Source organism: Streptococcus sp. 1F3, assembly GCF_054968985.1.
Genome location: NZ_JBUEQR010000082.1, coordinates 26241 through 52747, shown reverse-complemented (window position 1 = coordinate 52747; position 26507 = coordinate 26241). Strand labels below are relative to the sequence as shown.

23 protein-coding genes are annotated in these 26507 nt (G+C 41.4%); 5 read left to right on the top strand and 18 right to left on the bottom strand.

All coding sequences use genetic code 11. From position 1 onward, the window contains the following. Positions 1 to 851 precede the first annotated feature (851 nt). The 15 genes from ACVPON_RS07460 to ligA form a co-directional block, all read right to left on the bottom strand. Positions 852 to 2393, bottom strand: a complete 1542-nt coding sequence (locus ACVPON_RS07460; RefSeq protein WP_462877757.1) for an MFS transporter — start codon at positions 2391 to 2393, stop codon at positions 852 to 854. A gap of 1232 nt (positions 2394 to 3625) precedes the next feature. Further along, a complete protein-coding gene (locus ACVPON_RS07455) occupies positions 3626 to 4465 on the bottom strand; it encodes a DNA/RNA non-specific endonuclease (RefSeq protein ID WP_462877858.1) in 840 nt (279 codons plus the stop codon). 30 nt (positions 4466 to 4495) lie between these two features. Continuing rightward, on the bottom strand, positions 4496 to 4690 hold the full coding sequence (locus ACVPON_RS07450; protein ID WP_462877756.1) for a DNA-directed RNA polymerase subunit beta: 195 nt from the start codon (positions 4688 to 4690) through the stop codon (positions 4496 to 4498). Further along, the gene (gene murA / locus ACVPON_RS07445) at positions 4690 to 5964 is read right to left on the bottom strand and encodes a UDP-N-acetylglucosamine 1-carboxyvinyltransferase (protein ID WP_462877755.1); all 1275 of its coding nucleotides are present in this window, start codon (positions 5962 to 5964) and stop codon (positions 4690 to 4692) included. Before murA ends, ACVPON_RS07450 begins: the two co-directional genes overlap by 1 nt. A 34-nt stretch (positions 5965 to 5998) precedes the next feature. After that, positions 5999 to 6229, bottom strand: coding sequence for a DUF1146 family protein (locus ACVPON_RS07440; protein WP_462877751.1), 231 nt, complete (start codon positions 6227 to 6229; stop codon positions 5999 to 6001). Between the two features lie 245 nt (positions 6230 to 6474). Further along, complete coding sequence (locus tag ACVPON_RS07435) at positions 6475 to 6891, bottom strand: F0F1 ATP synthase subunit epsilon (RefSeq protein WP_462877749.1); 417 nt, start codon at positions 6889 to 6891, stop codon at positions 6475 to 6477. 9 nt (positions 6892 to 6900) lie between these two features. Further along, positions 6901 to 8307 carry a F0F1 ATP synthase subunit beta gene (atpD, locus tag ACVPON_RS07430; RefSeq protein ID WP_462877746.1) on the bottom strand — a complete coding sequence of 469 codons (1407 nt, stop codon included), beginning with the start codon at positions 8305 to 8307 and terminating at the stop codon, positions 6901 to 6903. A gap of 401 nt (positions 8308 to 8708) precedes the next feature. Continuing rightward, positions 8709 to 9584, bottom strand: coding sequence for a F0F1 ATP synthase subunit gamma (locus ACVPON_RS07425; protein ID WP_462877743.1), 876 nt, complete (start codon positions 9582 to 9584; stop codon positions 8709 to 8711). A gap of 12 nt (positions 9585 to 9596) precedes the next feature. Continuing rightward, complete coding sequence (gene atpA, locus ACVPON_RS07420) at positions 9597 to 11102, bottom strand: F0F1 ATP synthase subunit alpha (protein ID WP_462877740.1); 1506 nt, start codon at positions 11100 to 11102, stop codon at positions 9597 to 9599. A gap of 21 nt (positions 11103 to 11123) precedes the next feature. Beyond that, on the bottom strand, positions 11124 to 11657 hold the full coding sequence (locus ACVPON_RS07415) for a F0F1 ATP synthase subunit delta (RefSeq protein ID WP_462877738.1): 534 nt from the start codon (positions 11655 to 11657) through the stop codon (positions 11124 to 11126). Beyond that, positions 11657 to 12160 (bottom strand): F0F1 ATP synthase subunit B, encoded by a 504-nt coding sequence (atpF, locus tag ACVPON_RS07410; protein ID WP_462877736.1) that lies wholly within the window; start codon positions 12158 to 12160, stop codon positions 11657 to 11659. Before atpF ends, ACVPON_RS07415 begins: the two co-directional genes overlap by 1 nt. Before the next feature lie 17 nt (positions 12161 to 12177). Further along, positions 12178 to 12894, bottom strand: a complete 717-nt coding sequence (atpB, locus tag ACVPON_RS07405) for a F0F1 ATP synthase subunit A (protein ID WP_462877733.1) — start codon at positions 12892 to 12894, stop codon at positions 12178 to 12180. Positions 12895 to 12930: 36 nt separating this feature from the next. Continuing rightward, positions 12931 to 13134 (bottom strand): F0F1 ATP synthase subunit C, encoded by a 204-nt coding sequence (locus ACVPON_RS07400; RefSeq protein WP_067089042.1) that lies wholly within the window; start codon positions 13132 to 13134, stop codon positions 12931 to 12933. Positions 13135 to 13275: 141 nt separating this feature from the next. Then, positions 13276 to 14307 carry a diacylglycerol kinase family lipid kinase gene (locus ACVPON_RS07395; RefSeq protein ID WP_462877730.1) on the bottom strand — a complete coding sequence of 344 codons (1032 nt, stop codon included), beginning with the start codon at positions 14305 to 14307 and terminating at the stop codon, positions 13276 to 13278. Between the two features lie 10 nt (positions 14308 to 14317). Beyond that, a complete protein-coding gene (gene ligA, locus ACVPON_RS07390) occupies positions 14318 to 16276 on the bottom strand; it encodes an NAD-dependent DNA ligase LigA (protein WP_462877728.1) in 1959 nt (652 codons plus the stop codon). Positions 16277 to 17608: 1332 nt separating this feature from the next. Here ligA and ACVPON_RS07385 point away from each other — a divergent pair. The 5 genes from ACVPON_RS07385 (at position 17609) to ACVPON_RS07365 (ending at position 22029) form a co-directional block, all read left to right on the top strand. After that, on the top strand, positions 17609 to 17749 hold the full coding sequence (locus ACVPON_RS07385) for an SPJ_0845 family protein (RefSeq protein ID WP_462877726.1): 141 nt from the start codon (positions 17609 to 17611) through the stop codon (positions 17747 to 17749). A 12-nt stretch (positions 17750 to 17761) separates the two neighbouring features. After that, positions 17762 to 18664, top strand: coding sequence for a permease (locus tag ACVPON_RS07380; RefSeq protein ID WP_462877724.1), 903 nt, complete (start codon positions 17762 to 17764; stop codon positions 18662 to 18664). 1 nt (position 18665) lies between these two features. After that, entirely contained in the window at positions 18666 to 19481 is an 816-nt protein-coding gene (locus tag ACVPON_RS07375) for a TIGR03943 family putative permease subunit (RefSeq protein WP_462877722.1), read from the top strand. Positions 19482 to 19831: 350 nt separating this feature from the next. Further along, positions 19832 to 21316 carry a glucose-6-phosphate dehydrogenase gene (zwf, locus tag ACVPON_RS07370; protein WP_462877720.1) on the top strand — a complete coding sequence of 495 codons (1485 nt, stop codon included), beginning with the start codon at positions 19832 to 19834 and terminating at the stop codon, positions 21314 to 21316. A 29-nt stretch (positions 21317 to 21345) separates the two neighbouring features. Beyond that, complete coding sequence (locus ACVPON_RS07365) at positions 21346 to 22029, top strand: DNA alkylation repair protein (RefSeq protein WP_462877718.1); 684 nt, start codon at positions 21346 to 21348, stop codon at positions 22027 to 22029. Positions 22030 to 22373: 344 nt separating this feature from the next. On the opposite strand, the gene ftsY is transcribed toward ACVPON_RS07365, so the two are convergent. The 3 genes from ftsY to ACVPON_RS07350 form a co-directional block, all read right to left on the bottom strand. Beyond that, complete coding sequence (ftsY, locus tag ACVPON_RS07360; protein WP_462877716.1) at positions 22374 to 23690, bottom strand: signal recognition particle-docking protein FtsY; 1317 nt, start codon at positions 23688 to 23690, stop codon at positions 22374 to 22376. 1 nt (position 23691) lies between these two features. After that, on the bottom strand, positions 23692 to 24501 hold the full coding sequence (locus ACVPON_RS07355) for a Cof-type HAD-IIB family hydrolase (protein WP_462877714.1): 810 nt from the start codon (positions 24499 to 24501) through the stop codon (positions 23692 to 23694). Between the two features lie 447 nt (positions 24502 to 24948). After that, entirely contained in the window at positions 24949 to 26502 is a 1554-nt protein-coding gene (locus ACVPON_RS07350) for an ImmA/IrrE family metallo-endopeptidase (RefSeq protein WP_462877712.1), read from the bottom strand. Between the last annotated feature and the right edge of the window lie 5 nt (positions 26503 to 26507).

Sequence of the window (26507 nt, the reverse complement as noted above, 5' to 3'; positions counted from 1 at the left end):
CAGGAAGCAATGGATACTTCCTCGCTTCACCCTAAACACTTGGCTTTTTTTACCTGTATGTATAATTGAACACGGGCTAAACTCTGTGCGAAAAAGATAGACTACTGTAAGACACACGAAGGTTATAACTTTATTTATAGAATCCCTTTAGGGATAGACTGAAACATGCTACTAGAGCTTTTCACTCGTCAGATTTCCTATTTTACTGTAGCCGTTGCGAACTTTGTTCGCTTACGGATACGGAAGAAACGATCCAGTGGAGAGTTTCTTCTCTTGGTACATTTTGTACTTCAACAGTCTAAGGATAGACTGTTAAAGGTTGGAAAATAGATAATCATTCCTAGAAGCTATGCTTCTTTGTCATGTTTCCTAATTTTCAGTCGATTTTTTTACGCTCTCGTATCTTAATTGAACTCGGGCTAAAAGCTCGGAAAATAGATAAACATTCCTAGAAGCTACGCTTCTTTGTCATGTTTCCTAATTTTCAGTCGATTTTTTTACGCTCTCGTATCTTGTTGTAATTGAGTTCGGACTAAAAATGCGAGAAAAAAGATAAATCGTATCAATTACCGGAGTAATCTTCTCCAATTCCCTATTTTTCTTTCCATTTTTTAACGTCCTCACATCTTAATTGAACACGCCCTAAACTCTGTGTAAAAAAGATAAACTTTGGCTAGACGCAAGCGTCTTCGCAAAGTTTCCTATTTTTACGTTGAGTTCTTAACGGGCTTAGTATCTTGGTGTAATTGAACTCGCCCTAAACTCTGTGCGAAAAAGATAGATTGTCTTGTGTTTAACAAACACTGCGCCAATCTCCTATTTTCGCTTTGAGTTTTCACGGGCTTTGTATCTTAGTCTTCTACCTCATATTCTGTCACATCTACATAGTCCATATCCGACAACGGGACATTCTTCGCAATAGCTTTGACGCGTTCTTCATCTTTTGCTGCTCTCATAACATGAATTTTTTCTTGAACCCGTGCCATTGTCACCTGGTCTAGTTTGTAAAACCTCATCAAGACCAATGAAATTACAAGCATGGCTACTGGAATAAAAACAAGCAAGGTGATGATCGCACTTTTTAAGGTTGGAGTTAGGGGTGTTTCAGCAGTTGGATATTCTTTTGCAAATCCAATCCCTGCTAAGACCAGTCCGACGACCATTGGGGCGAACGAGGAAGCAATCGAGTCCGTTAGGGAAAAGATGGTTCCAATCATACCCGATACATAACGACCTGAAACAGAAGTTTCATAATCAGAGATATCTGCCCCCATGGTCAAGACCAAGCCTGCCGGTGCAGTCGCAAAAGACCTCAGAGAGTAGAGGATAAGAAAGACAATGCTATAAATATTCCATTTTACCAAATCGAGAGAACCAACATCCCCAAAGTGTAACAAGGCTCCCATCAACAAGAGCACCACAATCCCAATCTGTAAGCAAGTTACATAGGCTCTCCGCAAGCCCTTTTTCCGAGCAATTGTTGCTGCTGATACGATAACCAAGATATTTGGAATGACCATCAAGCCTGAAATCGCTCCTGAAAGAGCGTAGTTTCCAAATAAAATACCAAACAACATAACAACGACAACAGAGTCACTAAATAACTGCGTCACAAATTTTACAAGGGCAGCTGAAATAGATAGAACCTGCAAAGGACGATTTCCCTTGATAATCTTCCAGTAATCTTTGAGACTTGTCTTTTGCGTCTTTTCCTCTCCCAAACCAAAGAATTTTTTATTGTCCTTTTGCCAGATACCAATAACCGAAATGACTGCTAAAACCGCGGATATTACAATAACTCCCAACATCAATTCCATAAAGAAACCTTCGGTAAAGCCTCCATGCTTTGGAACAAGGAAACTAGAAATAACAATTTGACTACCCGAAAACAGCACTGCTGTCATAATTCCATCGACAATATTAAAGAGGGGCCTTTGCTTGGGATCATTTGTAAGAGCTGTTTGGCCTGCTTTGGTAATAGTCTGTTGTAAGGAATAACCAATCTTATGAACAAGCAAGGCAAGAATAAACAGTGGCATGGTCAGTGCACTTCCAAAATGATGGATATGAAACAAAAAGACAAACGAGAAAGCTGTAATCATATTCCCCAAAATCAAAATGGGGCGATACTTCCCGAATTTGGTATCAGTCTTATCAATCAAGACACCAATGGCTGGATCAATGAAGCCATCAAATATCCGAATATAGCCCATTAACTGGCTCACAAAGAGTACTGCCAGCCCTAGAATCCCTGTTGAAAAATACGTCACAAAACTAAAGGCAACCAAATAAATATTGGTCGAGGTGTTATTCATCGCAAATAAGACAATTTGCCATAATTTCGCACGGTTATAGGTAACATCAGCTGTTCTTTGTTCAACTGTTTTATCCATGTGAAAATCTCCTATTTTCTTTAATGATTCCACAACATTTTTTGAAAGCGCTTTTGTTGCATCTTCATTGTATAATTCATCTGATGTTTTGTCAACGATTTTTACGTTTTTTCCGCAAAAATCGTTATTTTTCTATAAAAATATCAAAAATCATCTGAAGTATAACAAAAAATAGATAGGAGAGATACAAAGTCCTCCTACCATTTTATCTAACGACGCTTCAAGTGTCCAAATGTTAGAAACAGCTCCTTATCCATTTTATCGAATTGCTTCACGGCTTTTGTATCTTATTTAACTGAAGCCGAGCTAAGCACTGTGTGAAAAAAAAAACTTAACAGAAATGGATTGAAATACAGTGTATTAGCGGTAGCTAGCTGGCTATTCCCTGCATTTCATTGGTGACTAGCCTAGTTATCTTCGCAGGGGTCTCGCAACGAAGTTGCAAGCAACTTCTGCTCGGCCGCCTATTTTCGCTTTGAGTTTTTTACGGGCTTTGTATCTTGATTTAATTGAGTTCGGACTAAGAGCCAAGTAAAAATAGGAGATTTCCTCGTGTTCATCGAACACATCGTCAATCTCCTATTTTTACTTGGCTCTTGATGTCCTCACATCTTAATTGAACTCGAGCTACGAGTTGTGCAAAAAAGATAGTTTTTCCTAGAACCAAGGTTCTGCGTCAAATCTCCTATTTTTGCTTTACTCGTTTTACGCTCTCGTATCTTGATTGAACTCGCCCTAAACTCTGTGCGAAAAAGATCGTAACAGAAATGGATTGAAATACAGTGTATTAGCGGTAGCTAGCTGGCTATTCCCTGCATTTCATTGGTGACTAGCCTAGCTATCTTCGCAGGGGTCTCGCAACGAAGTTGCAAGCAACTTCTGCTCGGCCGCCTATTTTCGCTTTGAGTTTTTTACGGGCTTTGTATCTTGGTGTAATTGAGTTCGGACTAAGAGCTGTGTAAAAAAGAGAGATTTCCTCGTGTTCATCGAACACATCGTCAATCTCCTATTTTTGCTTTACTCGTTTTACGCTCTCGTATCTTGATTGAACTCGCCCTAAACTCTGTGCGAAAAAGACCGTAACAGAAATGGATTGAAATACAGTGTATTAGCGGTAGCTAGCTGGCTATTCCCTGCATTTCATTGGTGACTAGCCTAGCTATCTTCGCAGGGGTCTCGCAACGAAGTTGCAAGCAACTTCTGCTCGGCCGCCTATTTTCGCTTTGAGTTTTTTACGGGCTTTGTATCTTAATCTGCCCGCTATAATAATCAATCATTATGCCTTGTTGTACATTCGGGACAAAGACGTTAAATTCAAGGCTTCCGTCAGCTGCTTTTACCTCCAAGTGACTACCTACAGGCACTAAATCATCTGCAGATTGATAAATCAGGGTTACGCGATAACGAACCCGCCTATTCTTATCTAAAGCTCTACGAATTTGCGTTTCAAAATAATGTTGCCCTGTCGCATCTTGACGGTTGGCTTGATTTGCCCAAGCGGTCTGAACAGCTATATTCTTAGGATTACTAGTAGAAGCATCATACCCCTTTAAGCCACCTACCAAGGAATAGGCTAGCAGGTGCCCCCTATCAACAGCATGGTTATACTCACCTTCTAAATCTTTTACCTGATGCCAGCCTGCAGGCGTCCAACTGGTCGAGCCATTTCCTGTTTCTTCACGACTTTTGTACTGGCGTGTTGCCTTGCTTAGTAGAGCATTTGCGACTGTGGGGACAATTTTTCCTTGTGCAGTCTTAACCTTATTCTCCGCATAGGGCTTACTGGCTACAGAAGCATCCAGATTGGTCTTATTGCCATTTACAACAAATGCACCCGCCCCATTATAGACGATGTTCGTCCCTAACTGTTCTTTCACCGTATCGGTCAAAATAGAGCTAGCTAACTCCTCTGAGGGTGCTAGACCATTGTTCTTTATCCTTCTTGTTGCCTTTTGCTCATGTACTGCTGGGCTTGCTTGTTCTGTTAAGAAGTAGCCTCCTACCATCAGTAAAAGCGTAAGCAGAAAAGCAAGCAAACTAGTAGGCTGTGTCTTTCGTTTTTTCCTTACCATCATTCTCCTATTGAAAAAAGTAGGCAAATCCTACTTTCCTGTAAATTTTCCAATCAATTCCTGCCATTTATCTACCGACAAAATAGCCCAAATATTATCGCCATCACCAATGACACCATAGCCGACCATTAAGCCTATTGCAAAAATAATCAGCGCTAAACAAGCAACAAGGAGAATCATTAGAAATTGATGACCGACAAAACGTAGCTCTTCTTTCTGATCCATCAGTTTTCTCCTTTTATTCGTTCAATGTCTGCTCCTAATGTAGCTAATTTTTCATGGAAACGATAATAGCCACGGTCAAGATGGGTCAGCTCCCCAACCGTTGTCACCCCTTCTGCTACGAGTCCTGTTAAAATCAAGGCAGCACTAGCCCTCAGGTCTGTTGACATGACTTCTGCTCCTTGAAGTGGAGTTCCTCCTGTAATAATAGCTGTATCTCGCAAAATATCTGAGTGTAAATCCATACGGCGCAATTCTTCTAGATGTTGGAATCGATTTTCAAAAACCGTCTCAATCATGGTAGACTCTCCCTTAGCCACTGCCATAAGAGCGGTAAATTGAGCCTGCATATCTGTTGGAAAACCAGGGTGAGGCAAGGTTTTCACAGTTACAGATTTTAAGTTGGATACAGAGGAGCGAACACGAATACCTTCGTCTTCCTCACTCACTTCAACCCCCATTTCCTGCATTTTGGAAATCAAAGGGCGATTGTGTTCCCAAATGGCGTCCTTTATTAAGACATCGCCGCCGGTCATAGCTGCTGCAACCATGAACGTCCCTGCTTCAATACGATCTTGAACCACCTGATGCTCTGCACCATGAAGGACAGAGACACCTTTTATCGTGATTGTTTCTGTACCAGCCCCCTTGACCTTTGCTCCCATTTTATTAAGAAAAATCGCCAAGTCAACAATCTCTGGTTCACGTGCAGCATTTTCAATCACAGTCGTTCCCTCAGCCAATGTCGCTGCCATCATTAAGTTTTGCGTAGCACCCACACTCGGAAAATCCATATAAAGGTGTGTTCCTTGCAAGCGTTCGGCCCTAGCCTCAATATAGCCTGCTCGCTGGTGAATCGTAGCTCCCATTGCCTCCAGACCTTTTAGATGTAAATCAATCGGTCGACTACCAATGGTACAGCCACCCGGCATCGACACCTTAGCATAGCCATTTCGAGCCAATATGGGACCCAAGACCACGATAGAAGCCCGCATTTGATTGACATACTTGTAGGGTGCTTCACTTCCAAGTTCTCCCTTAGCATCGACGACAATCTCATTTTTTTCTTGATGAAATGAAACCTGAGCACCCAGACCAGCCACCACATGATTCATCGTAAAGACATCAGACAGAATGGGCACATTAGTGAGATGAGACTGCCCTTCACTGGCTAAGATAGTAGCAGCTAATAGGGGTAAGACTGCATTTTTAGCACCTTCAATAGTAACTTGACCTTTTAAAGGTGTCTTTCCACCTCTGACAATAATTTTATCCATTTTCTCTTTCCTTTTGCTCTTTTTTATGCTTCTTCTAGCGAATGAGTGTTGCTAGATTTCGGCTAATGGATAAGACATCTAAAAAGAAAGCCGAAACCAAATAGCCTAGGGCGATTGCCAAAAATACAATGAAGAGCTGAATGTTTCTTTGATTTTCTCCATTCCCTTTTAAACACCTTGACCAATCCACTACTGATAGTAGCAAGGAGTGAGCAAGATAGATAAATAAGAGATGGCTACAAATTGTAACAAGTAAGATAAACATACTCTTATTATATCAAAAATTCCTAACTTTTCGTATTTTGAAGACAATAGCAAAAGAGGGGGATACATCCCGACCTCTTCATCATTATCTTTTGTTTAAACAATTATCCTAACTGGGGTAATTCCTCTAGAATAGGCGGTTTATACTCTTTAAAAATCAAAAGGATACTTTGTCAACTTGCCTTGGTGAACGCCAGTTCTACCTTCGGCTTCGTTTCCTAGTCTACTTTTGATTTTTATTGAGTATTACCTATTTCCAACACGAATCCGGTTAATGGCACGTTGAAGAGCAATAGCTGCCCGTTTTTCCATATCAATATTGTGGGTATTTTGTGCTTCTTCCAGAGCTTTTTCCGCACGAAGCTTGGCACGTTCCGCACGACTGACATCAATATCACGTGCACGTTCTGCCGAATCCGAAACAATGGTAATTAGATTTTTAGAGATTTCAATAATACCACCATTGACCGCAATCCAATCTACATGATTTTCATCGTCAATCCGGCGTACCTTAATTTCATCAATCGCTAGAACAGCAATTAACTCGACATGCCCAGGATAAATTCCTAGCTCACCTTCTGTTGTCCGAACCAGTACGAAAGCCGCATGGTGATCATAACGAATACCGTCTGGCGTTACAATTTGTACTGTCATTTGTGCCATAAAATACCTCTAAAATCCCATTTTGGCTGCTTTTTCAATCACATCATCAATAGAACCGACATTGCGGAAAGCATCTTCTGGCAACTTGTCATGCTTACCTTCCAAAATTTCCTTAAAGCCACGCACGGTTTCCGCCACTGGTACATAGGAACCTGGCATACCAGTGAATTGCTCAGCAACATTGAAGTTTTGTGACAAGAAGAATTGAATCCGTCTAGCACGACCAACCAAGGTCTTTTCATCATCAGACAATTCATCCATTCCCAGAATGGCAATGATATCTTGCAATTCTTGATAGCGCTGCAAGACACGTTTTACTTCCATAGCTACCGCATAGTGCTCCTCTCCAACAACCTCAGGTGCGAGTGCACGAGAACTAGAAGCAAGGGGGTCCACTGCTGGATAAATCCCCAACTGGGTTAATTTCCGCTCCAAATTGGTAGTCGAATCCAAGTGTGCGAAAGCTGTTGCTGGGGCAGGGTCAGTATAGTCATCTGCCGGAACGTAGATGGCTTGAATAGAGGTCACCGAACCTTTCTTCGTTGAAGTAATCCGCTCCTGCAATTGTCCCATTTCAGTTGCCAATGTTGGTTGATAGCCTACGGCTGATGGCATCCGACCCAAGAGGGCAGATACTTCTGAACCAGCTTGTGTAAAACGGAAGATGTTATCAATAAATAAGAGTACATCCTGACCTTCCACATCACGGAAGTACTCTGCGATGGTCAAACCAGTCAAGGCAACCCGCATACGAGCTCCTGGTGGCTCATTCATCTGCCCAAATACCATGGCTGTCTTTTCAATAACACCTGATTCTTTCATTTCCCAATAAAGGTCATTTCCTTCACGGGTTCGCTCTCCAACACCGGTAAATACGGAAATACCACCGTGTTCTTGAGCAATATTGTGAATCAATTCTTGGATGAGAACCGTTTTACCAACCCCGGCTCCACCAAAGAGGCCGACCTTTCCGCCTTTTAAATAAGGGGCTAAGAGGTCAATAACCTTAATACCTGTTTCTAAAATTTCTGTTGCACTAGACAATTCATCAAAGGTAGGAGCTTTTTTATGGATTGGCTGGCGTTCTACTGTCTCGTCAAATGGTGCTTCCAAGTCAATAGTGTCACCTAGGACATTGAAGACCCTACCTAAGGTTTCTTTCCCAACAGGGACAGAAATAGGACGTCCCGTGTCTAGCACTTCCATTCCACGAGTCAAGCCATCTGTAGATTCCATGGCAATGGTCCTAACAACACCATCACCCAGCTCCAAAGCAACTTCAAGTACGACTTTTTGTTTTGATTCATCGTTCTTATAAACGACAAGTGCATTGTTAATCTCAGGAAGTTTATCATCAGCCGAAAATGCAACATCAACGACCGGGCCAACAACCTGAGTAATTTTGCCTGAACTCATTTTTTCTCCTTTACTAAGATATGAGGGCGTTTAAAAAGCGAATGAAAATTAGGAATCTTGACGAAGAATCATCGATTCTAGGAAAGATTATCCCTAAAGGGATTCTCAGCTGTAATCAGCTACCTATCTATTTTCTGAGCTTTTAGCCCGAATTCAATTAAATAAGATACAAAAGCCGTAAAGCGAGCAAAGTAAAAATAGGAGGCTGGCACAGGGTTCGATGAACCCAAAGCAGGCTCTCTTTTTTACACAGCTCGTAGGCTGTGTTCAGTTAGATTAAGATATAAGGGCTTTTAAAAAGCGAATGAAAACACAAGGAGGTCTTTCTTTTTTCCGAGTTTTTAGTCCGAACTCAATCAAACAGATCTAAATGTCTTCCCTTTGTTTTTCGCCCCACTCATCTATTCAAGAGCACTTGCTCCTGCAACAATCTCTGTAATTTCTTGCGTAATAGCTGCCTGACGAGCACGATTGTATCGAATGGTCAAATCATCAATCACCGATTTAGCATTGTCTGTTGCTGTCTGCATGGCAATCATACCTGCTGCATTTTCAGCCGTCTTCGCATCTAAAATTGCACCGTAAATCGTCGATTCTGCATATTGGGTCAAAAGTTGCCCCAAAATTGCTTCTCGACTTGGCTCCAATTCAAAGGTAGCAGTGTAGCCATCTGCTTCATTGTGGTCCAAATCCTCCACAGGTAGCATCTGCTGTACACGAACCTTGCGACTCAAACTGTTGATATGATGATTGTAACAAACATAAAGTTCATCGAAAATTTCATTCTTATACATCTCAACCGATTTGGAAATAATTTTCTGAACATCATCAAAACTAGGATTGTCCGCTAAACCACGCAATTCAAAGATAGGCTGAATGCCACGTGCCCGAAAGAAATCTGCCCCCATACCACCAATCGCAATAATTTCATATTCATCCTTACTTGCATGGTCCTGATCAATCATTTCCATAACAGCTTTTAAAATCATTGCATTGTAGCTACCTTTTAAGCCACTATCAGAGGTAATCACAATATAGCCCGACTTCTGAATTGGACGGCGGATCAACATCGGATTGGTCGAGCCTTCCATCAATTCTCCACGGAGCAAATCTGTTGTAATTTTCCGCACCTTACTAGCATAAATCTGAAAAGACTTAGCCAGCTGCTCTGACTTAGCTAGCTTGGCAGCCGATACCATTTGCATAGCACCCGTGATTTGACTGGTTTTCTTTGTAGAGGCAATTTTTGTTTTGATTTCATTGAGAGAACCTGCCATAACACTTCTCCTTTACTGAAAGACGGATTGATCTTTGAATTCCTGAATCGCAGCATTCAAGTCATCCGTATCTGGCAAATCTTTTGTGATACGAATGGTATCTAACAGATCATCATGGTGCAAGTCAAAGTAGGCATACAATTCTTCTTCAAAACTCAAAATATCATCAATTGGAACAGAGTCCAAGAAACCATTTGTCAAGGCATAAAGAATCAAGACCTGCTTCTCAACCGGCAATGGCTTATGAAGTGGCTGTTTCAAGACTTCTACTGTCCGACGTCCACGATTCAATTTCGCCTGTGTTGCAGCATCTAAATCTGATCCAAACTGGGTAAATGCCTCCAGTTCACGGTAAGAGGCTAGATCAATCCGCAGTGTACCTGCTACTTTTTTCATCGCCTTGATTTGAGCTGAACCACCAACCCGAGATACAGATGACCCCGCATCAATCGCTGGACGAATCCCAGAGTTAAACAAATCATCTTTCAAGAAAATTTGTCCATCTGTGATTGAAATCACATTGGTTGCGATATAGGCTGAAATATCCCCAGCCTGGGTCTCGATAAATGGCAACGCTGTAATGGAGCCACCACCTAATTCATCTGATACCTTGGCAGAACGTTCCAATAAGCGACTGTGAAGGTAGAAGACATCACCTGGATATGCCTCGCGACCTGGTGGGCGACGAAGAAGTAGGGACAATTCACGATAAGCAACAGCTTGTTTTGACAAATCATCATAAACAATCAAGACATGCTTTCCTTCATACATAAATTCCTCTGCTATGGCAACACCCGCATACGGTGCTAAAAATAACAAAGGCGAAGGTTGAGAAGCCGAAGCTGTTACTACTACGGTATAATCAAGCGCACCATACTGGCGAAGCGTTTCGACCTGTGTCCGAACAGTTGATTCTTTTTGTCCGATTGCGACATAGATACAAATCATATCTTGATCTTTCTGATTCAAGATGGTATCAATAGCAATAGAGGTTTTACCGGTCTGGCGGTCACCGATAATCAACTCCCGCTGACCACGGCCGATTGGCACGAGGGCGTCGATAGACTTCAGTCCTGTTTGCAGAGGCTCACTAACAGACTTCCGCTGCATCACCCCTGGCGCCGGATACTCAATCGGTCTTGTTTTATTGGTCCGAATTTCCCCAAGTCCATCTACTGGCTGTCCAAGTGGATTGACCACACGACCAATCAAGGAGTGACCAACCGGGACTTCCATAATTTTTCCTGTACGGCGCACAACAGAACCTTCTCGAATGTCAGTGAAAGGACCTAAAATAATAATCCCCACATCTACTGTTTCCAGATTTTGAGCCATCCCGATCGTCCCATTTTCAAAGATAAGGAGCTCCCCACTCATGGCATTATCAAGACCATGGGCACGAGCAATTCCGTCACCGATATAGGTCACGACCCCTGTCTCTGTATAGTCAAAATCAGGTTGAAACCCTTCAATTTGTTGTTTTAGTAAAGCGCTAATTTCTTGTGCATTTATCACCAAAAGAACACCACTTTCTATTTTCTAAAGTCTATTTCGAATTTCCTTCAACTGCGTCCGCACGCTGGCGTCAAGCACCTTGTGGTTGACAGTAATGATAAAACCACCAAGTACTTCCTTGTCAATTTCTTCCACAATATTGCGAACCTTCAATGAAAAACGGCTCTCCACTAGACGGCGCACCCTTCTTTTTTGTTCATCTGTCAATGGATAAACAGATACTACATGCGCATCAAATTCTTGCTTGCTCTTGCTAATCAAGACCAAAGCTGCTTCTAGTGCATCAACGAGCAAATCAGCATGACCATCTCGAGCCACCGCTTCCACTAGGTCATTGACTTCACGATAGGTTGACTGGCGAATGGCACGAACAAATTCTGCCTTTTCAGCCTGAGAAACCGTTGCTGATAAGAGAATCCGATTTAATTTGCTGTCATGAATAACTGTTAGGATGGCTGAAATTTGGTCATAAATCGCCCAGATATCCTCACGATCATATACCTTATCAACGAATGATTGAGCATATTTTTGCACTAAGGCAGTTTCTCTAGCATTCATTATTCTTCTCCTAGCCTATCAAGATAGCGATTGATCAACTCGCTATGTGCCTGCTGATCCAAGTCTTCCAAGATGATTTTGCTAGCTAAATCAACCGCTAAATCTGCGACCTGAATATGCAATTTCTCTTGGACTTCACGCTTCTCAGCTTCAATTTCTAAATCTGCTTTCTTTTTCAAGGCTTCAATTTCCACCTCAGCTTGCTCTAGAATGCGCTTTTTCTCTAACTTTGCCCGATCAACCGCATCTTGTACAATTTTTTGGCCCTCTATCCGTCCCTGCACTAATTCTTGTTCTCTTTGGTCAACAAGGCTAGAGGCTTCTGCCAATTTCTCTTCAGCTGCATCAATATCACCTGAAATTTTAGCAGCACGTTCTTCAAAAATACCTGTAATCTTATCCCAGGCAAAGAGGCGAATTGCCACAATCAATACAGCAAAAGAAGCCGTTACTAGGATAAAATTACCAAGCATGGTACTATTTATACTTATTCCTGTAATCATGAATCCCTCATCCTTTCCTATTCATCTTCAACTTGAATTTTTTTGTTCAAATACATCGAAACCAACATCACAAACACATAGGCTTGCAAGCAGGAAATAAAGACCGAAAAACCAGTCCAGATGACATTTAGTAGAAAGGCAATTGGATAAGCAAGTGCACTTTTTTGCGACATTTGTACCAATAAGGTCACCAAGATTTCACCGGCAAAGATATTTCCGTACAAACGAAGTGCAAGAGAAGCCACATTGGTCACTTCTTCCAAAATATTCATCGGAGCCATCGCCCAAGGAGTGACAAATGCTTTTAAATAGTTTTTAAATCCTTTACGACGAATGCCTTCTACATGACAGAAAACAACTGCCATGATGGCTAAGCCGAAATCATATGCCATATTGGAAGTTGGCGACGTCCAAAAATTGACCCCCTCTGATGACTCTAACTTGGTCATCAAACCAAGGTTATTGGCCACCAAAAGAAATAGAAAGAGGACAAAGAAATAAAGAGCATATCTTTTGGACTCTGCATCGCCCAAATTCCCCTTGGTAAAGTTTATAGTCAGCTCATAGACATATTCCAGAACATTTTGCTTTCCTTTTGGCTTTAATGTCATGCTACGACTTGCCCAAAATACAAGTAAAAATATAATGGTAACGGTAACCATTGTGACAATGACCATGGTTACATCAAAGGTTACAGGACCTAGAGTAATAGTTGGAGCTGCGGTTCCTTCCACGATTACTCCCCCTTTCTAATGATTCTGAGGCATTCCTTATCCACGCAAGAAAAGTGTCATTGCAAGAGTTACGAAGAAAGTACCCTCGATGAAGGCAACACCCATGAATACCCCTGTCATTAGTTTGCTTTGTAATTCAGGCTGACGTGCTGTCGAACTAAGATAACTAGCAACCAGAAGTCCTTCACCAACACTAACACCCAAACAGGCAACACCTAAAGCTAATGCAGATACATCCATTTTTTTATTCTCCTTTAAAATTTTTATACCATGATAGCATACTCCTAAAAAATGCTTTTGTCAAGAAAAGACAGTATTTGAAAACGTTTTTCACAAGGAGTGTTTAGAAAAAAGAAAAGATAAAAGATCTTTTCTTCCTATTTATATAGTCTCTTCCAAATGGTCTGCTTCCTCGATAAAACGCTTCGCCATATCTTCTCGGCTCATATCCTCTGTATCAAGAGTGATTGCCTCGTCTGCTACCTTATCAGTATCTGCGAAAAACTCAATATGATTAGCAAGATTGATCAACTTAACTGGCGCATCTCCTCCATATTCACCATCAAGGTTCAGCATCATCCGATTGCTGCTATCTAAGGATTCTACGGTTAGCTGACGTGTCTTGATGTACTCGATCTTATCGCTATCAACATGCTTACCACCATCGATTACTAGGCGAATCAAATGAAGAATTTCAAAAAGGTTTCCGGTCTTGACCATAATGAGGGTAAACATCCCATCATCTAGCTTAGCATCTGGGACAATTTTCTCAAAACCACCGATTGAATTGGTCAGAGCAACAAAAATCATGGAAATTTTTCCCTCAAAAACACCCCCATCATGGGTCACACGGACTGACGTAAATTGAACTTGGGGCAATAGTTCCGCACCTTTTACGACATAGGCCAAGTATCCAAAAATCGTTTTTAACTGACTCGGCACACTATAAGTCAATTCCGTCAAGGTCCCTGCAGCAGCAATATTGATAAAGTAGCTATCCCCAACTTGGTCATTTTTTGCCAGACCGATATCCATGAGAATGGTTTGTTGCTTTCCAATCACCTTAGCTGCTTTGATAGGATTCCCCCGCGGGATTTTTAAAGCACGGGCATAATCATTGGTCGTGCCAGTCGGAATAATCGCCATTTGGGGACGCTTTGTTAGAAAAGCGATTCCATTCACCACTTCGTTGATCGTCCCATCGCCACCTGCAGCAATAATCAGATCAAATCCTGCCCTAGCTGCTCTGGTTGCTTCATTTTTAGCGGAATCTGCTTCAGGGCTTGTTTGAAAAGCAGAGGTTTCATACCCGAATCCCTCAAGAATATGCAAAACTTCTGCTACATTTTTCTTCATGATTTCCTGCCCCGAAACAGGATTATAAATCAATCGTGCTCGTTTTCTCTGTTCCATATCTGCACACCTATAGACTTTCTAGCCAGCTTTCGTCTCGTACTTCAATGCCTAATTCCTGTGCCTTGGCTAACTTACTCCCTGCATCACTTCCTGCAATGACAAGATCTGTCTTTCTTGAAACCGAACCTGTCACACTAGCTCCCAGGCTTTCCAGCTTAGCCTTGGCTTCGCTTCGCTTGAGGCGCTCTAATTTTCCAGTCAATACAATTGTCATTCCAGCCAACTGTGCATCTGATGAAACCACTTGTCCCAGATAGGAGAGATTAACACCTGAGGCTGCTAATTCTGCTAACAAGGTTTGAGCACCGTTGCTTCCAAAATAGGTAGTCAAAGACTCAGCCACAACTGTTCCAAGACCAGCTAGCGCTGCAATAGCCTCAAAACTTGCTTCAGCAAGCATGGGAATGGTCATGAATTTTTCAAGGAGAACCTTGCTTGCCTTGTTGCCAACATGACGAATCCCAAGACCAAACAAGAGACGTTCTGCTGAATTGTTTTTCGACCCCTGAATAGCCTGATAAAGCTTGGTCGCAGACTTTTCCTTGAATCCTTCCAAACTTAGTAAATCTTCGATAGATAAGCGATAGATATCTGCTACATCGTGAACGAGATTGGCTGAAAAAAGTTTTTCGACAATAGAGCTACCAAGCCCTGTAATATTCATGGCATCTCGGCTTGCAAAATGCTCTAGCTTACTCTTTAATTGGGCAGGGCAAAGAGGATTGATACAGCGTAGAGCCACCTCATCTTCATAATGGCGCAGGTCGCTACCACAACTTGGGCATTCTGTTGGGATAGATAAGGGCTCTTGCTGGTCGCGTTTCGCCTCGACAACAGATAAGACCGCAGGGATAATATCTCCTGCCTTATACACGATGACCGTATCATGCAGGCGGATATCTTTTTCAGCAATATAATCCACATTATGCAAGGTCGCACGGCTCACTGTTGTTCCTGCTAGCTGAACTGGGGTTAGATTTGCCGTTGGTGTCACAACCCCCGTCCGACCCACTGTCCAATCTACAGAAAGAAGCTCTGTCTCTTTTTCTTCAGCAGGAAATTTATAAGCAATCGCCCACCGCGGTGCCTTGACCGTAAAACCTAGTTCTTCTTGAACTGTCAGATTGTTCACCTTAATCACGACCCCATCAATATCATACGGTAAAGCCTGCCTACGACCTGCCAAATCTTCAATAAAGCGCCAAACGTCTTCAATCGTATCTGCCAAATGGTAGTCATGGTTGGTCACAAAGCCCAGCTTGGTTAGTTTTTCCAGTACATGCAACTGACTATCCACCTCTGTCGGGCTGGCTTCTTGGTACAAAAACGTTCCCAGACCACGTTTTGCAACAATCCGTGTATCTAATTGGCGCAGGGTTCCTGCTGCAGCATTTCGAGGATTGGCAAACTCAACCTCTCCTGCTTCTTGGCGAATATGATTGACACGATCAAACGAAGTCCTTGGCATATAACATTCACCACGAACTGTAATGTCAAGCGGCTCTGGTAGGATCAGCGGAATATCCTGCACCCGTTTGAGATTTTCCGTAATATTTTCACCAATATTGCCATCACCACGGGTCGCTCCTACCACCAACTTACCTGCTTCATAGGTCAGAGAAATGGACAAACCATCAATTTTCAATTCACAAAGATAGCTCACCTGAGGAAAATCCTTGCGAATACGGCGGTCAAAGGCTATCAATTCTTCAAATGAAAATGCGTCTTGTAAGCTGTATAAGGGATACTGATGCTGATATTTGCTAAAGCCCTCCAAGACCTTGCCACCCACACGGTGACTAGGACTGTTTGGCAATACGAGATCAGGATAAGCTGTCTCTAGCGCTACCAATTCACGATATCGCTTGTCATACTCTGCATCTGAAACAAGTGGACGATCCAGACGATAATAGGCATCTGCATACTGATTGAGCTCTTCTACTAATTCATTCATTCTATCTTTCATACTCTACATTATACCATGATTTGGGGAAGAATTGTAAGAAAGAAAGTCCAAGAATACAGCATCATCTAAGAGATAAAGACAGCTGATAAGAGTGGCCCACAACTGCTATCTCAAAAGATTTTTTTGTAATGCACAACCCCAGTAACAAGCAAAATGGTTCTTTTTTATCTTACTCGCTTTGGGGCTTTTGTATCTTAATTGAACACAGCCTACGAGCTGTGTAAAAAAGATAGGCAGGTGTTTTGGCTTTAGCCGATTACAGCTGAGAATCCTGTAAGGAGAGATTGTCTTGTGTTCATCGAACCCTGCGTCAATCTCCTATTTTTACTTTGCTCGCTTTACGGCTTTTGTATCTTAATTGAACACGCCCTAAACTCTGTGTAAAAAAGATAAACTTTGGCTAGACGCAAGCGTCTTCGCAAAGTTTCCTATTTTTACGTTGAGTTCTTAACGGGCTTGGTATCGTATGTAATTGAACACGCCCTAAACTCTGTGCGAAAAAGATAGATTGTCTTGTGTTCATCGAACACTGCGTCAATCTCCTATTTTTACTTTGCTCGCTTTACGGCTTTTGTATCTTGAGGTAATTGAACACGCCCTAAACTCTGTGTAAAAAAGATAAACTTTGGCTAGACGCAAGCGTCTTCGCAAAGTTTCCTATTTTTACGTTGAGTTTTTAACGGGCTTAGTATCGTATGTAATTGAACACGCCCTAAACTCTGTGTAAAAAAGATAAACTTTGGCTAGACGCAAGCGTCTTCGCAAAGTTTCCTATTTTTACGTTGAGTTTTTAACGGGCTTTGTATCGTATGTAATTGAACGCGAGCTAAGCACTGTGTGAAAAAGATAGGCAGCTGTTTCGGCTTTAGCCGATTACAGCTGAGAATCCCTTTAGGGATAAATCCTCCTAGCTCCAAAGGTATGGCATACCTTTGGAGGTGGGGAATAGGAATTTGCAAAGCAAATTCTTACTAAACTCTTCGTCGTATTTCCTATTTTCACTTTGTGCTTTTAACGCTCTCGTATCTTGAGTTAACTGAACTCGCCCTAAACTCTGTGCGAAAAAGATAGATTGGCTTGTGTTCATCGAACACTGCGTCAATCTCCTATTTTTCTTTCCATTTTCTTCACGTCCTCACATCTTAACTGAACTCGCCCTAAACTCTGTGCGAAAAAGATAGATTGGCTTGTGTTCATCGAACACTGCGTCAATCTCCTATTTTCGCTTTGAGTTTTTAACGGGCTTCGTATCTTATTATTCCTGCATTTTTTCAAAAGAAAGGGTATAATAGAGTTATTGATAAAGGAATATAAATAATTTGGAGGTGCCGTATGGCTGTTACATATAAGCGTAAAGATGATTTGGAAAAAATGTTAGAAGAGTTTGCTTCTTTTGATGCACTTGAAAACGTTGAATTTCCTGATCCTAAGGCAAAAAAAGAAAGCCCTGAAAAACAAAGCTCCGTAAAATAAGGGGGATAGATCATGTTAGGATTGCAACATTTGCCAGCTTCTGTCTTACAAGCAGGAGCAATTTTTCTTTCCATTATGATTGAAGCCCTCCCCTTTGTTCTCATTGGCTCTCTAATTTCGGGCTTCATTGAAGTTTATATCACACCCGACCGTGTCCACCAGGTCTTGCCTCAACATCGCTTTTTGCGCATCTTATTTGGAACCTTTATCGGTTTTATTTTTCCCTCTTGCGAATGTGGGATTGTGCCAATTGTCAACCGACTGCTCGAAAAAAAAGTGCCTAGCTATACAGCAATTCCTTTTTTAGCAACAGCTCCTGTCATCAATCCAATCGTCCTCTTTGCCACCTTCACCGCCTTTGGAAATTCTGTAAAATTTGCCTTCTATCGTGCATTGGGGTCTATTTTGGTCGCCCTTGTCTTAGGAATTTTTCTAGGGTTTATCCAAACCAAATCCATTTTAAAGGAACATGCCACACCACTCCATACACATGATTTTTCCCACTTGAGTACTTGGAAAAAAGTCGGTCAAGCATTGGTGCAGAGCATTGATGAATTTTTCGATACTGGACGCTACTTGGTTTTTGGTTGCTTATTTGCCAGTCTCGTCCAAGTCTATATTCCGACTAGTATTCTGACCCGTATCGGTCACAATCCTTTTACTGCAATCCTTTTAATGATGCTTCTTGCCTTTTTATTGTCCCTTTGCTCAGAAGCGGATGCCTTTATCGGCGCTTCCTTGCTGACGACCTTTGGCTTTGCACCGATTATCGCCTTTCTTGTGATCGGTCCCATGATTGATATCAAAAATCTTATCATGATGAAGCATTCCTTTAAAACAACCTTCATTTTACAATTTATCGGGATTATCTCTGTCGTCATCACCTTATACTCTCTTTTACTAGGAGGTCTCTAGTATGATTCGTTTCCTCATTTTAGCGGGATATTTTGAAATGACCCTCTATCTCTACGTCTCAGGAAAACTCGACCAATATATCAATCTCCACTATTCTTATCTGGCATACCTTTCCATGGTACTGACCTTTGTATTAGCCCTGGTTCAACTGTATATCTGGGTCAAACAATCAAAGCCCCATACCCATTTATCAACTAAAATGGCTAAGTTGACTAGTATCGTCCTCCTCCTGATTCCCCTAATTATTGCCTGGGGCTTTCCCACAGTACAGCTTGACTCAACAACAGTTGCAGCTAAAGGATACCACTTTCCCCTTGCAGCAGGGACAGACACCGAGATTCAAGAACAAGAAGGAACAACTGTCCAATATTTGAAACCGGACACCTCGGCATACTTCACCAAATCAAGCTACCAAAGTGAAATGCGTAAGGTCCTTGAACGCTATCTAGATCAAGAAACCATCCTTGTAACCAGCGACAACTACATGGAAGTCATGGAGGCCATCTATGATTACCCCAATGAATTTGTTGGAAAAAACATTGAAATGGTAGGCTTTGTCTATAATGACCCTGACAATGCTAACCAGCAGTTTCTCTTTCGCTTTGGCATTATTCATTGCATTGCTGACTCAGGTGTCTATGGTCTTCTCTCCACTGGTCAAACTACAACCTTTCCAGACAATACCTGGGTATCCGCTAAGGGAAGCATCAAACTATCCTATCACCATTCCCTCCAGCAAGCCCTCCCAACGCTCGAGTTAACAGAATATAAAAAGATTGAGCAACCCAAAAATCCTTATGTCTACCGTGTTTTTTAACTTAGGAAAAGAAGCTCTTCAAAACTTCCCTTATACAATCAACTACTAACTAATACTCCATAAAAATCAAAAGTAGACTAGCTTTCACAATTAAGAATGGTGAACGGTTGGAAATGAGAGTAGCACCGCTCATTTCCTTCTAATCGAAGCCGAAGGTAGAACGAGCGTTCACCAAGGAAAATTGACGAAGTATCCTTTTGATTGTTAAAGAGTATAAGTGTCAAAAGCATAGATAGGACCTAGCTCCGGGAAGGGACAACATCCGCATTTGATTTTTGATGAGTAGCAGGTGAATTTTCAGACAATTTATGATATACTATATGCTAAATTCTACAGATTGGAAACTATCTATGTCATCACACGTATTATTTACTATTTTTGGGGCAAGCGGAGACCTTGCCAAGCGTAAACTTTATCCCTCACTTTTTCGCTTGTATAAGGCTGGGCATATTGGACAGCACTTTGCTGTGATCGGTACTGCACGCAGACCTTGGACCAAGGATTATTTTGAACAAGTCGTCATTGAATCGCTCGGAGATTTACCAGACAACACGCGCCAAGCCCATGAGTTTGCCAGCCATTTTTACTATCAAAGCCACGATGTCAACGATACAAAACATTACATCGCCTTAAAACAATTGCAGGAAACATTGGGTAAAAAATATGAAACCAAGCACAATAAGGTCTTTTTCTTATCCATGGCGCCCGAATTTTTCGGAACCATTGCCAAACACTTGAAATCAGAGCAAATTGTTGACGGACAAGGCTTTGAGCGCTTAATCATTGAAAAACCATTCGGAACGAGTCTCGAAACAGCTGAACAGCTCAACCAAGAATTGTCCGAAACCTTTGAAGAAGAGCAAATCTACCGTATTGACCATTACCTTGGAAAAGAAATGGTGCAAAATATTTTTGCTGTACGCTTCGCCAATATCATTTTTGAACATATCTGGAATCGTGACTACATTGAATCAGTCCAAATCAATTTCGCCGAATCTATTGGGGTTGAGGACCGTGGTGGCTACTATGACCATTCGGGAGCTTTGAAAGATATGATTCAAAACCATGCCCTTCAAGTCCTTTCTCTCCTTGCCATGGATAAACCTGCTAGCTTTAGTGAGGCTGATGTGCGAGCGGAGAAAATCAAGGTATTCCAGCACTTAAAGCCGCAAACTGAAGAAGAAATCAAACGTAATTTCATCAGAGGTCAATACACTGCTGGGCATATTGACGGAAATGACTTTGTCGGCTATTTAGACGAGCCAAACATTGCCGCAAATTCACAGACAGAGACCTTTGCAAGCGGCGTATTTTTTGTCGATACCGACGCCTTTCGTGATGTACCATTCTTCTTCCGTACCGGAAAGCGCTTGACTGAAAAAGGAACCCGCATTACAATTGTCTTTAAGCAGGCACACGATATTTTTGGTCAACATGCCCAAAAGAATGTCTTGACTATTTACATTCAGCCAACCGAAGGCTTCTCCCTCTCCATCAATGGTAAAGAAGTTGGATCGCATTTTGCACTCACCCCAGCCAAGCTCAATTTCCGCCACAATGCAACGGCGCTAGGCAATTCACCTGAAGCCTACGAAAAACTCTTCTACGATGTCTTACATGGAGATTCGACCAACTTTAGTCATTGGGAAGAAGTAAAAGCAAGCTGGCAGTTTATCGACCAGATAGTCCGTATTTGGCAGGAAAATCAAGTCCCACTTCACTACTACCCAGCAGGAAGCATGGGACCACAAGCCGCATTTGATCTATTAGAAAGCTATGGCAGCCAGTGGAGCTGGACACCAGATGTCTGGTATCGTGAGCGGGGATTACTGTAACAATCCCTGCTCTCTTTTTAGGAGAAATAATGATACTTATTCATACCATTTTAAACGAGCTTAAGAGTGCTAGCCATGCTGGCACTCTTAAACGCTATGAAAAAATCCAGGAAAAACAGCCCTACTATGGCGTCCCTATGGGGGTTATCTCCCGCCTCGCCAAATCCTATCCCCATCAATTTGAGCTTGTACTCCCTCTATGGGAAACAAAAATTTTAGAGGCCCAGTATCTGGCCATTCAAATTGCTAAAGGAAAACCAAATCAGCTAACAGAAGAAACGATTCGAACCTGCCTAGATGATACCATCTCACAACAGGTTCTTGATAAATTCACCAGCCTTATTCTCAGCAAGCGAGCAGATAGAAGAAATTGGGAAGAAGAACTACTCCAATCTGCCTCTCCTCTATTTCAACGCCTAGGTTGGATACTGAAAGGAAAGTATTTCGCAAGTAGGAAGGCCCAGCCAGAAGAAATTGAAGCAACACTTTCGACAATTAAAGATCACTTACAAACGGTAGCACCACCCGTCCAATGGACCATGAACCAATGCCTGGTTGAAATAGCTGTTGCCTATCCAGACTATTTGGAGCAAGGGATAGCGATTGGACGTACATTAGCTGTCTATGCTGATATGAAGGTGGCTAAAGGTTGTACATCTGCCTACGCTCCCGACTGGATTGAAGCTCTCTTGAAAAAAGGAAGAAAAAGTTAAAAAGACTGGTAGAAAAGAACCAGCCCCAGATTGAAAAAAGTCCTCCCCGGACAATTTTTCAATCTTTTTCTTTATCGTCAAAATCAGATCCCCTACTACAGAACGATAACCCCAAAATCAAAAAAATCCTCGAAATATTGGAGTAACAGCGTTTCAAAGATTTTCATTATTCTTATACTCAATAAACATCAAAAGTAGACTAACTTTCACAATTAAGAATGGTGAACGGTTGGAAATGAGAGTAGCACCGCTCATTTCCTTCTAATCGAAGCCGAAGGTAGAACGAGCCTTCACCAAGGCAAGTTGACCAAGTATCCTTTTGATTTTTAAAGAGTATAAAATAGTTATACTAACCCCTCCAATAAACCTCTCATGAAGGATTCAGAATGAAATTCACCAATATCATCAATCTTTTCTCCAAATCCGATGAGCTTCACTGGAATCTCTAATTCTTGACGAATAGCAAGGACAATCCCACCTCGGGCAGTCCCATCTAGTTTGGTCAAGACTAGACCAGTCAAGGGCGTAATTTTTGAAAATTCCTTAGCCTGGACAAGAGCATTTTGACCCGTTGAAGCATCTAGCGCTAATAGGGTTTCATGCGGTGCATCTGGCAGACTACGCTTGATAATACGACCAATCTTTTCTAATTCAGCCATGAGGTTCTCTTTGTTTTGCAAACGACCTGCCGTATCAATCATGAGAATATCCACCTGCTCTGTCTTAGCTTGTTCCATACCGTCAAAGACCACACTAGCTGGGTCAGACTTTTCTGGTCCTGTCACAACAGGGACATCAACACGGCGCCCCCATTCAACAAGCTGGGCTACAGCACCTGCACGGAAAGTATCTGCTGCAACTAGCATGACTTTCTTACCTGCCTGTTTGTAGCGATAGGCTAGTTTACCAATAGAAGTCGTCTTTCCAACACCATTGACGCCGACAAAAAGCATGACCGTCAAACCGTCTTGAAACGCAATCTGTTCACTAAATTGACCGTCTTTTTCATAAATGTCAACTAATTTTTCAATAATCAACCGGCGCAAGGCATCCGGTTTTTTGGCATTTTCCAAACGAGCTTCATAGCGTAGTTCCTCAGTCAAGTGAGAAGCCACTTGCACACCCACATCACTAGTAATCAGCAATTCTTCTAATTCTTCAAAGAAATCTTCATCTACCGAACGGAAATTGGCAAAAAATTCATTGAGTTTGGCACCAAATCCTGTCCGTGTTTTCTTCAACGTTCGTTGGTATTTTTCGTCCTCGCTCTCAACTACTGACTGAGAGGTCGTCCTTGCTTCTACCTGGTCACTTTTAGCCTGATTGGAAGCCTGCTCTTCTGCCACATGACCAGCAACAGTCTCCTCAGTAGCATCATGCTCTGCCACAAAGTCCCTGCCTGGCTCTTGGTGAAGCTCCAATAGGTTCTCAGCAGCTTCAGAAATGACCTGTCCTACTGCTCTAGCTTCTTCTAGGGGCGTAGCTACTGTTTCCTCTTTAAGCATTGATAGGTCGTCAGGATTTTCAGCTGTATCATGAACCTGCTCTGGAGCAATGGTCGCTCCCTCTACGCCTTCACCCTCAGGACTTGCCTGAATTTCGTCATGGATAGGCTCTTCCTTCTTTTCTTTTCTTCCAAATAATCGATCAAATAGTCCCATTTTATTCCTCACTTACTATGTATTGCTCAATTGCCCAGGCGATACCATGTTCATCATTGGTCAATGGTAAGACGACTTGAGCGACTTCCTTTAACTCTCTACAAGCATTTGCCATTGCTACCCCTAAACCAGCCCACTCAATCATACTCAAATCATTTTCTTCATCACCACAAGCCATTACTTCTGACTGGTCAATTCCCAAATGCTGGATCAATTTTGCAAGCCCATTCGCTTTATGAACTCCCTTAGGGCTCCATTCCAACAGAATATCCCGTGATTTAAAAATCTCAAACTGATCATGCAATTCTTTTGGTATTTGAGGAATCCGCTCATCCAAATAGGCTGCATCAATGGCCGTGACTGCCTTATTATAGGTGATGTCTGGCAAATCAGCATCATGAATATCAACTGCATCTAGCAAGGGACTTAAAACAGCATAGAGGGACTTTTCCTCAGATGGTAAGGTATAAATTGTCCCCCCAAACAATAAGGCAAGAGGAAGCCCCAATTCTTGGGTAACAGCTCGAATGGTTCGAGCTTCCTCCAAGCCAAATCCCATCTTATCGAGGACACGTCCCGTATTTTCCTGCACCAAGCCACCGTTAAAGGTGATTGAATAATTCCCTTCCCCTAGAAGATCTAGCTCTTCCAAGAAAGGCTCAATCGCTTTTAAAGGGCGACCAGTCGTCAAGACTACATGTACTCCCTTATCTCGTGCTACTTGAAGAGCCTTTTTATTATCTGCCGAAATTTGCTTATCAGATGTCAACAAGGTTCCATCTAAATCTAAGGCAATCAACTTAATTGTCATACTAATTTCTCCTCTATGTACGCTAAAACAACTCCATCGTTACAGTGACCAATGCTATAATCATTTAATTTAAATTTAAAGTATATGGTATTTCTTGCATAAAAAATGCTTTCACCCTATCTAACTATTCTTTAAATAAGGTACAGTAATAGCTAGATGCTCAGATGCCTTTTTATGACGATTTTCCATAGCTACCAACCTTATTCATAAGGCTGGTGTTTTGGGATAAAAGAACTTCTTAACCTTTTACCTATTTATATCTTAGCATATAATGAAAGAGATTACAAAATAATTTCTAAATATACTATCAAGCAAAAGTCATTGACATAGTCCTTACTCGATTGCTATCTGACTTAAAAAACATCGTCTCATCATCATGGACAAGGCTAGTTTTCACTCCAACAGCAGAATTGACACCCCGTAAAACCAAAGGACGATCTATTTAATTTATCGTCCTTTCCCACTTCCAAGCAGTTCCGATTTTCTTTTTTTAAAGATAATGTTCAGTTCTTCAATAGAGATGTCTGGAATTTTATCCAATAGATACATAATCGTAAGGAAGGAATCTGCATTATCATCTAATTGCTTCTTTGATAGTTTAAAAAAGAGCTCTATCAATCTAGGCTTCAATTTTAAAGCAATACAGATAATTAACAGGATATCTAATTCCATATTATTAGCATTATCATTTTTGATACGCTCATGGCAATGTTCATTGAGTAATGTTTCTTTCGTAAATTTAGCTGGATACTGCCAATCATTTTTCTCGAATAAATACCATAAACACTGACATACTGTCTTGTGGGGATCTTTTAACATTGAAATAAGGTCTAATTCAGTACCTACATCATAGGCAGATATGCTAGCAGTTGCTGTATCAAAAATTTCATCTGCGTGTTCTTTTTCAAGCTTATACTGGTTTTCCTCAGCAAAAATCAACATCTTTCTTTCTGTTTCTAAAAGCCGATATAAGCAAATAAACCTATCAGGATATCCGATTCCTTTGGAAAAAACTCTTCGTTCTTGAATATTGATAACATATCGTCCAAGATTTCGTCTCACGCGAGAGGTTAATGTAAATTCACCATTTTTAAAAATGATATTTCGAGGATCTGCAATAACAAAGTAACCATCAACAAATAGATAACGACCAGTATCAATCCACTTCCTTAATGTTAGATTTGCTTCCAGTGATTCAACAGCCTCTAATCTAGTCAATGGAATATAATCTTTGGTAGCATATGAATCATTAAATACATCATGAAAATCTGAAAACTGCTCCAGCTTCTTGTCAAGATTCACCTCAATCAATCGATACTTTACAGAACTTCTAGTTACCTGAAAAAAATCACTCAATACACAGATTAGTTCCCAACTGGAGGAAACCTGTCCTATCATTTCTTGAACTTTTTGTCCAAATGTTACTTTAGGCATCAAAATTTTTGGAGCTAAATGATGTGCCTGCCACTCTAGAATCCTTAGTTGATTCTCTTGTGTTTTTTTCCCCTCAGGAGGAGTATCATATTTTTCTGAATTTCGACACATAATAGGATAAATCGTATCCGTATGTTGTTTTAAATGCAAAATTTCAAAATACACCTTATCCTTTTCCCAGTGAACTGCCTCATGAATTAGTGTGTTTCTTCGCATCTTTTCTCCATCGGAATCATCGGATTGTGGATCAATCAAAATCGTTCCTTTTGGATAGAAAGTATCCTCATATGCCCTTGTTTTTTCATTGAATACTCTGACATTTCCATCCAACAACATGCAACAACCAAAAATATCAGAAGTAGGAGATAACATGGTCTCTTTGACAATTAAATTATTCTTTTTTAAAATTTCGGAAACAGGTAAGGGCATAGGAGTCTCCAATGCTTGCGGACAATTCTTCCTTAAATAATTGGTTGCAAAATCATCTAATCGATTTTTTCCTAATATCAGAGCCCCCGTCCTTTTATTGATATCATAAACGTCACTAGGAGACACTTTTCTCTTCAATAGGC

Bases quoted from the DNA above. Each gene is read 5' to 3' on its own strand.
- ACVPON_RS07375 (WP_462877722.1), top strand. From the start codon at position 18,666: ATGATTCGTTTCCTCATTTTAGCGGGATATTTTGAAATGACCCTCTAT.
- ACVPON_RS07415 (WP_462877738.1), bottom strand. From the start codon at position 11,657: ATGAATGCTAGAGAAACTGCCTTAGTGCAAAAATATGCTCAATCATTC.
- ACVPON_RS07380 (WP_462877724.1), top strand. From the start codon at position 17,762: ATGTTAGGATTGCAACATTTGCCAGCTTCTGTCTTACAAGCAGGAGCA.
- ACVPON_RS07435 (WP_462877749.1), bottom strand. From the start codon at position 6,891: ATGGCACAAATGACAGTACAAATTGTAACGCCAGACGGTATTCGTTAT.
- ACVPON_RS07440 (WP_462877751.1), bottom strand. From the start codon at position 6,229: ATGTTTATCTTACTTGTTACAATTTGTAGCCATCTCTTATTTATCTAT.
- ACVPON_RS07455 (WP_462877858.1), bottom strand. From the start codon at position 4,465: ATGGTAAGGAAAAAACGAAAGACACAGCCTACTAGTTTGCTTGCTTTT.
- ACVPON_RS07450 (WP_462877756.1), bottom strand. From the start codon at position 4,690: ATGGATCAGAAAGAAGAGCTACGTTTTGTCGGTCATCAATTTCTAATG.
- ACVPON_RS07400 (WP_067089042.1), bottom strand. From the start codon at position 13,134: ATGGATGTATCTGCATTAGCTTTAGGTGTTGCCTGTTTGGGTGTTAGT.
- ACVPON_RS07395 (WP_462877730.1), bottom strand. From the start codon at position 14,307: ATGGAACAGAGAAAACGAGCACGATTGATTTATAATCCTGTTTCGGGG.
- atpF (WP_462877736.1), bottom strand. From the start codon at position 12,160: ATGATTACAGGAATAAGTATAAATAGTACCATGCTTGGTAATTTTATC.
- ACVPON_RS07365 (WP_462877718.1), top strand. From the start codon at position 21,346: ATGATACTTATTCATACCATTTTAAACGAGCTTAAGAGTGCTAGCCAT.
- ACVPON_RS07385 (WP_462877726.1), top strand. From the start codon at position 17,609: ATGGCTGTTACATATAAGCGTAAAGATGATTTGGAAAAAATGTTAGAA.
- ACVPON_RS07460 (WP_462877757.1), bottom strand. From the start codon at position 2,393: ATGGATAAAACAGTTGAACAAAGAACAGCTGATGTTACCTATAACCGT.
- zwf (WP_462877720.1), top strand. From the start codon at position 19,832: ATGTCATCACACGTATTATTTACTATTTTTGGGGCAAGCGGAGACCTT.
- murA (WP_462877755.1), bottom strand. From the start codon at position 5,964: ATGGATAAAATTATTGTCAGAGGTGGAAAGACACCTTTAAAAGGTCAA.
- ftsY (WP_462877716.1), bottom strand. From the start codon at position 23,690: ATGGGACTATTTGATCGATTATTTGGAAGAAAAGAAAAGAAGGAAGAG.
- ligA (WP_462877728.1), bottom strand. From the start codon at position 16,276: ATGAAAGATAGAATGAATGAATTAGTAGAAGAGCTCAATCAGTATGCA.
- ACVPON_RS07355 (WP_462877714.1), bottom strand. From the start codon at position 24,501: ATGACAATTAAGTTGATTGCCTTAGATTTAGATGGAACCTTGTTGACA.
- atpD (WP_462877746.1), bottom strand. From the start codon at position 8,307: ATGAGTTCAGGCAAAATTACTCAGGTTGTTGGCCCGGTCGTTGATGTT.
- ACVPON_RS07425 (WP_462877743.1), bottom strand. From the start codon at position 9,584: ATGGCAGGTTCTCTCAATGAAATCAAAACAAAAATTGCCTCTACAAAG.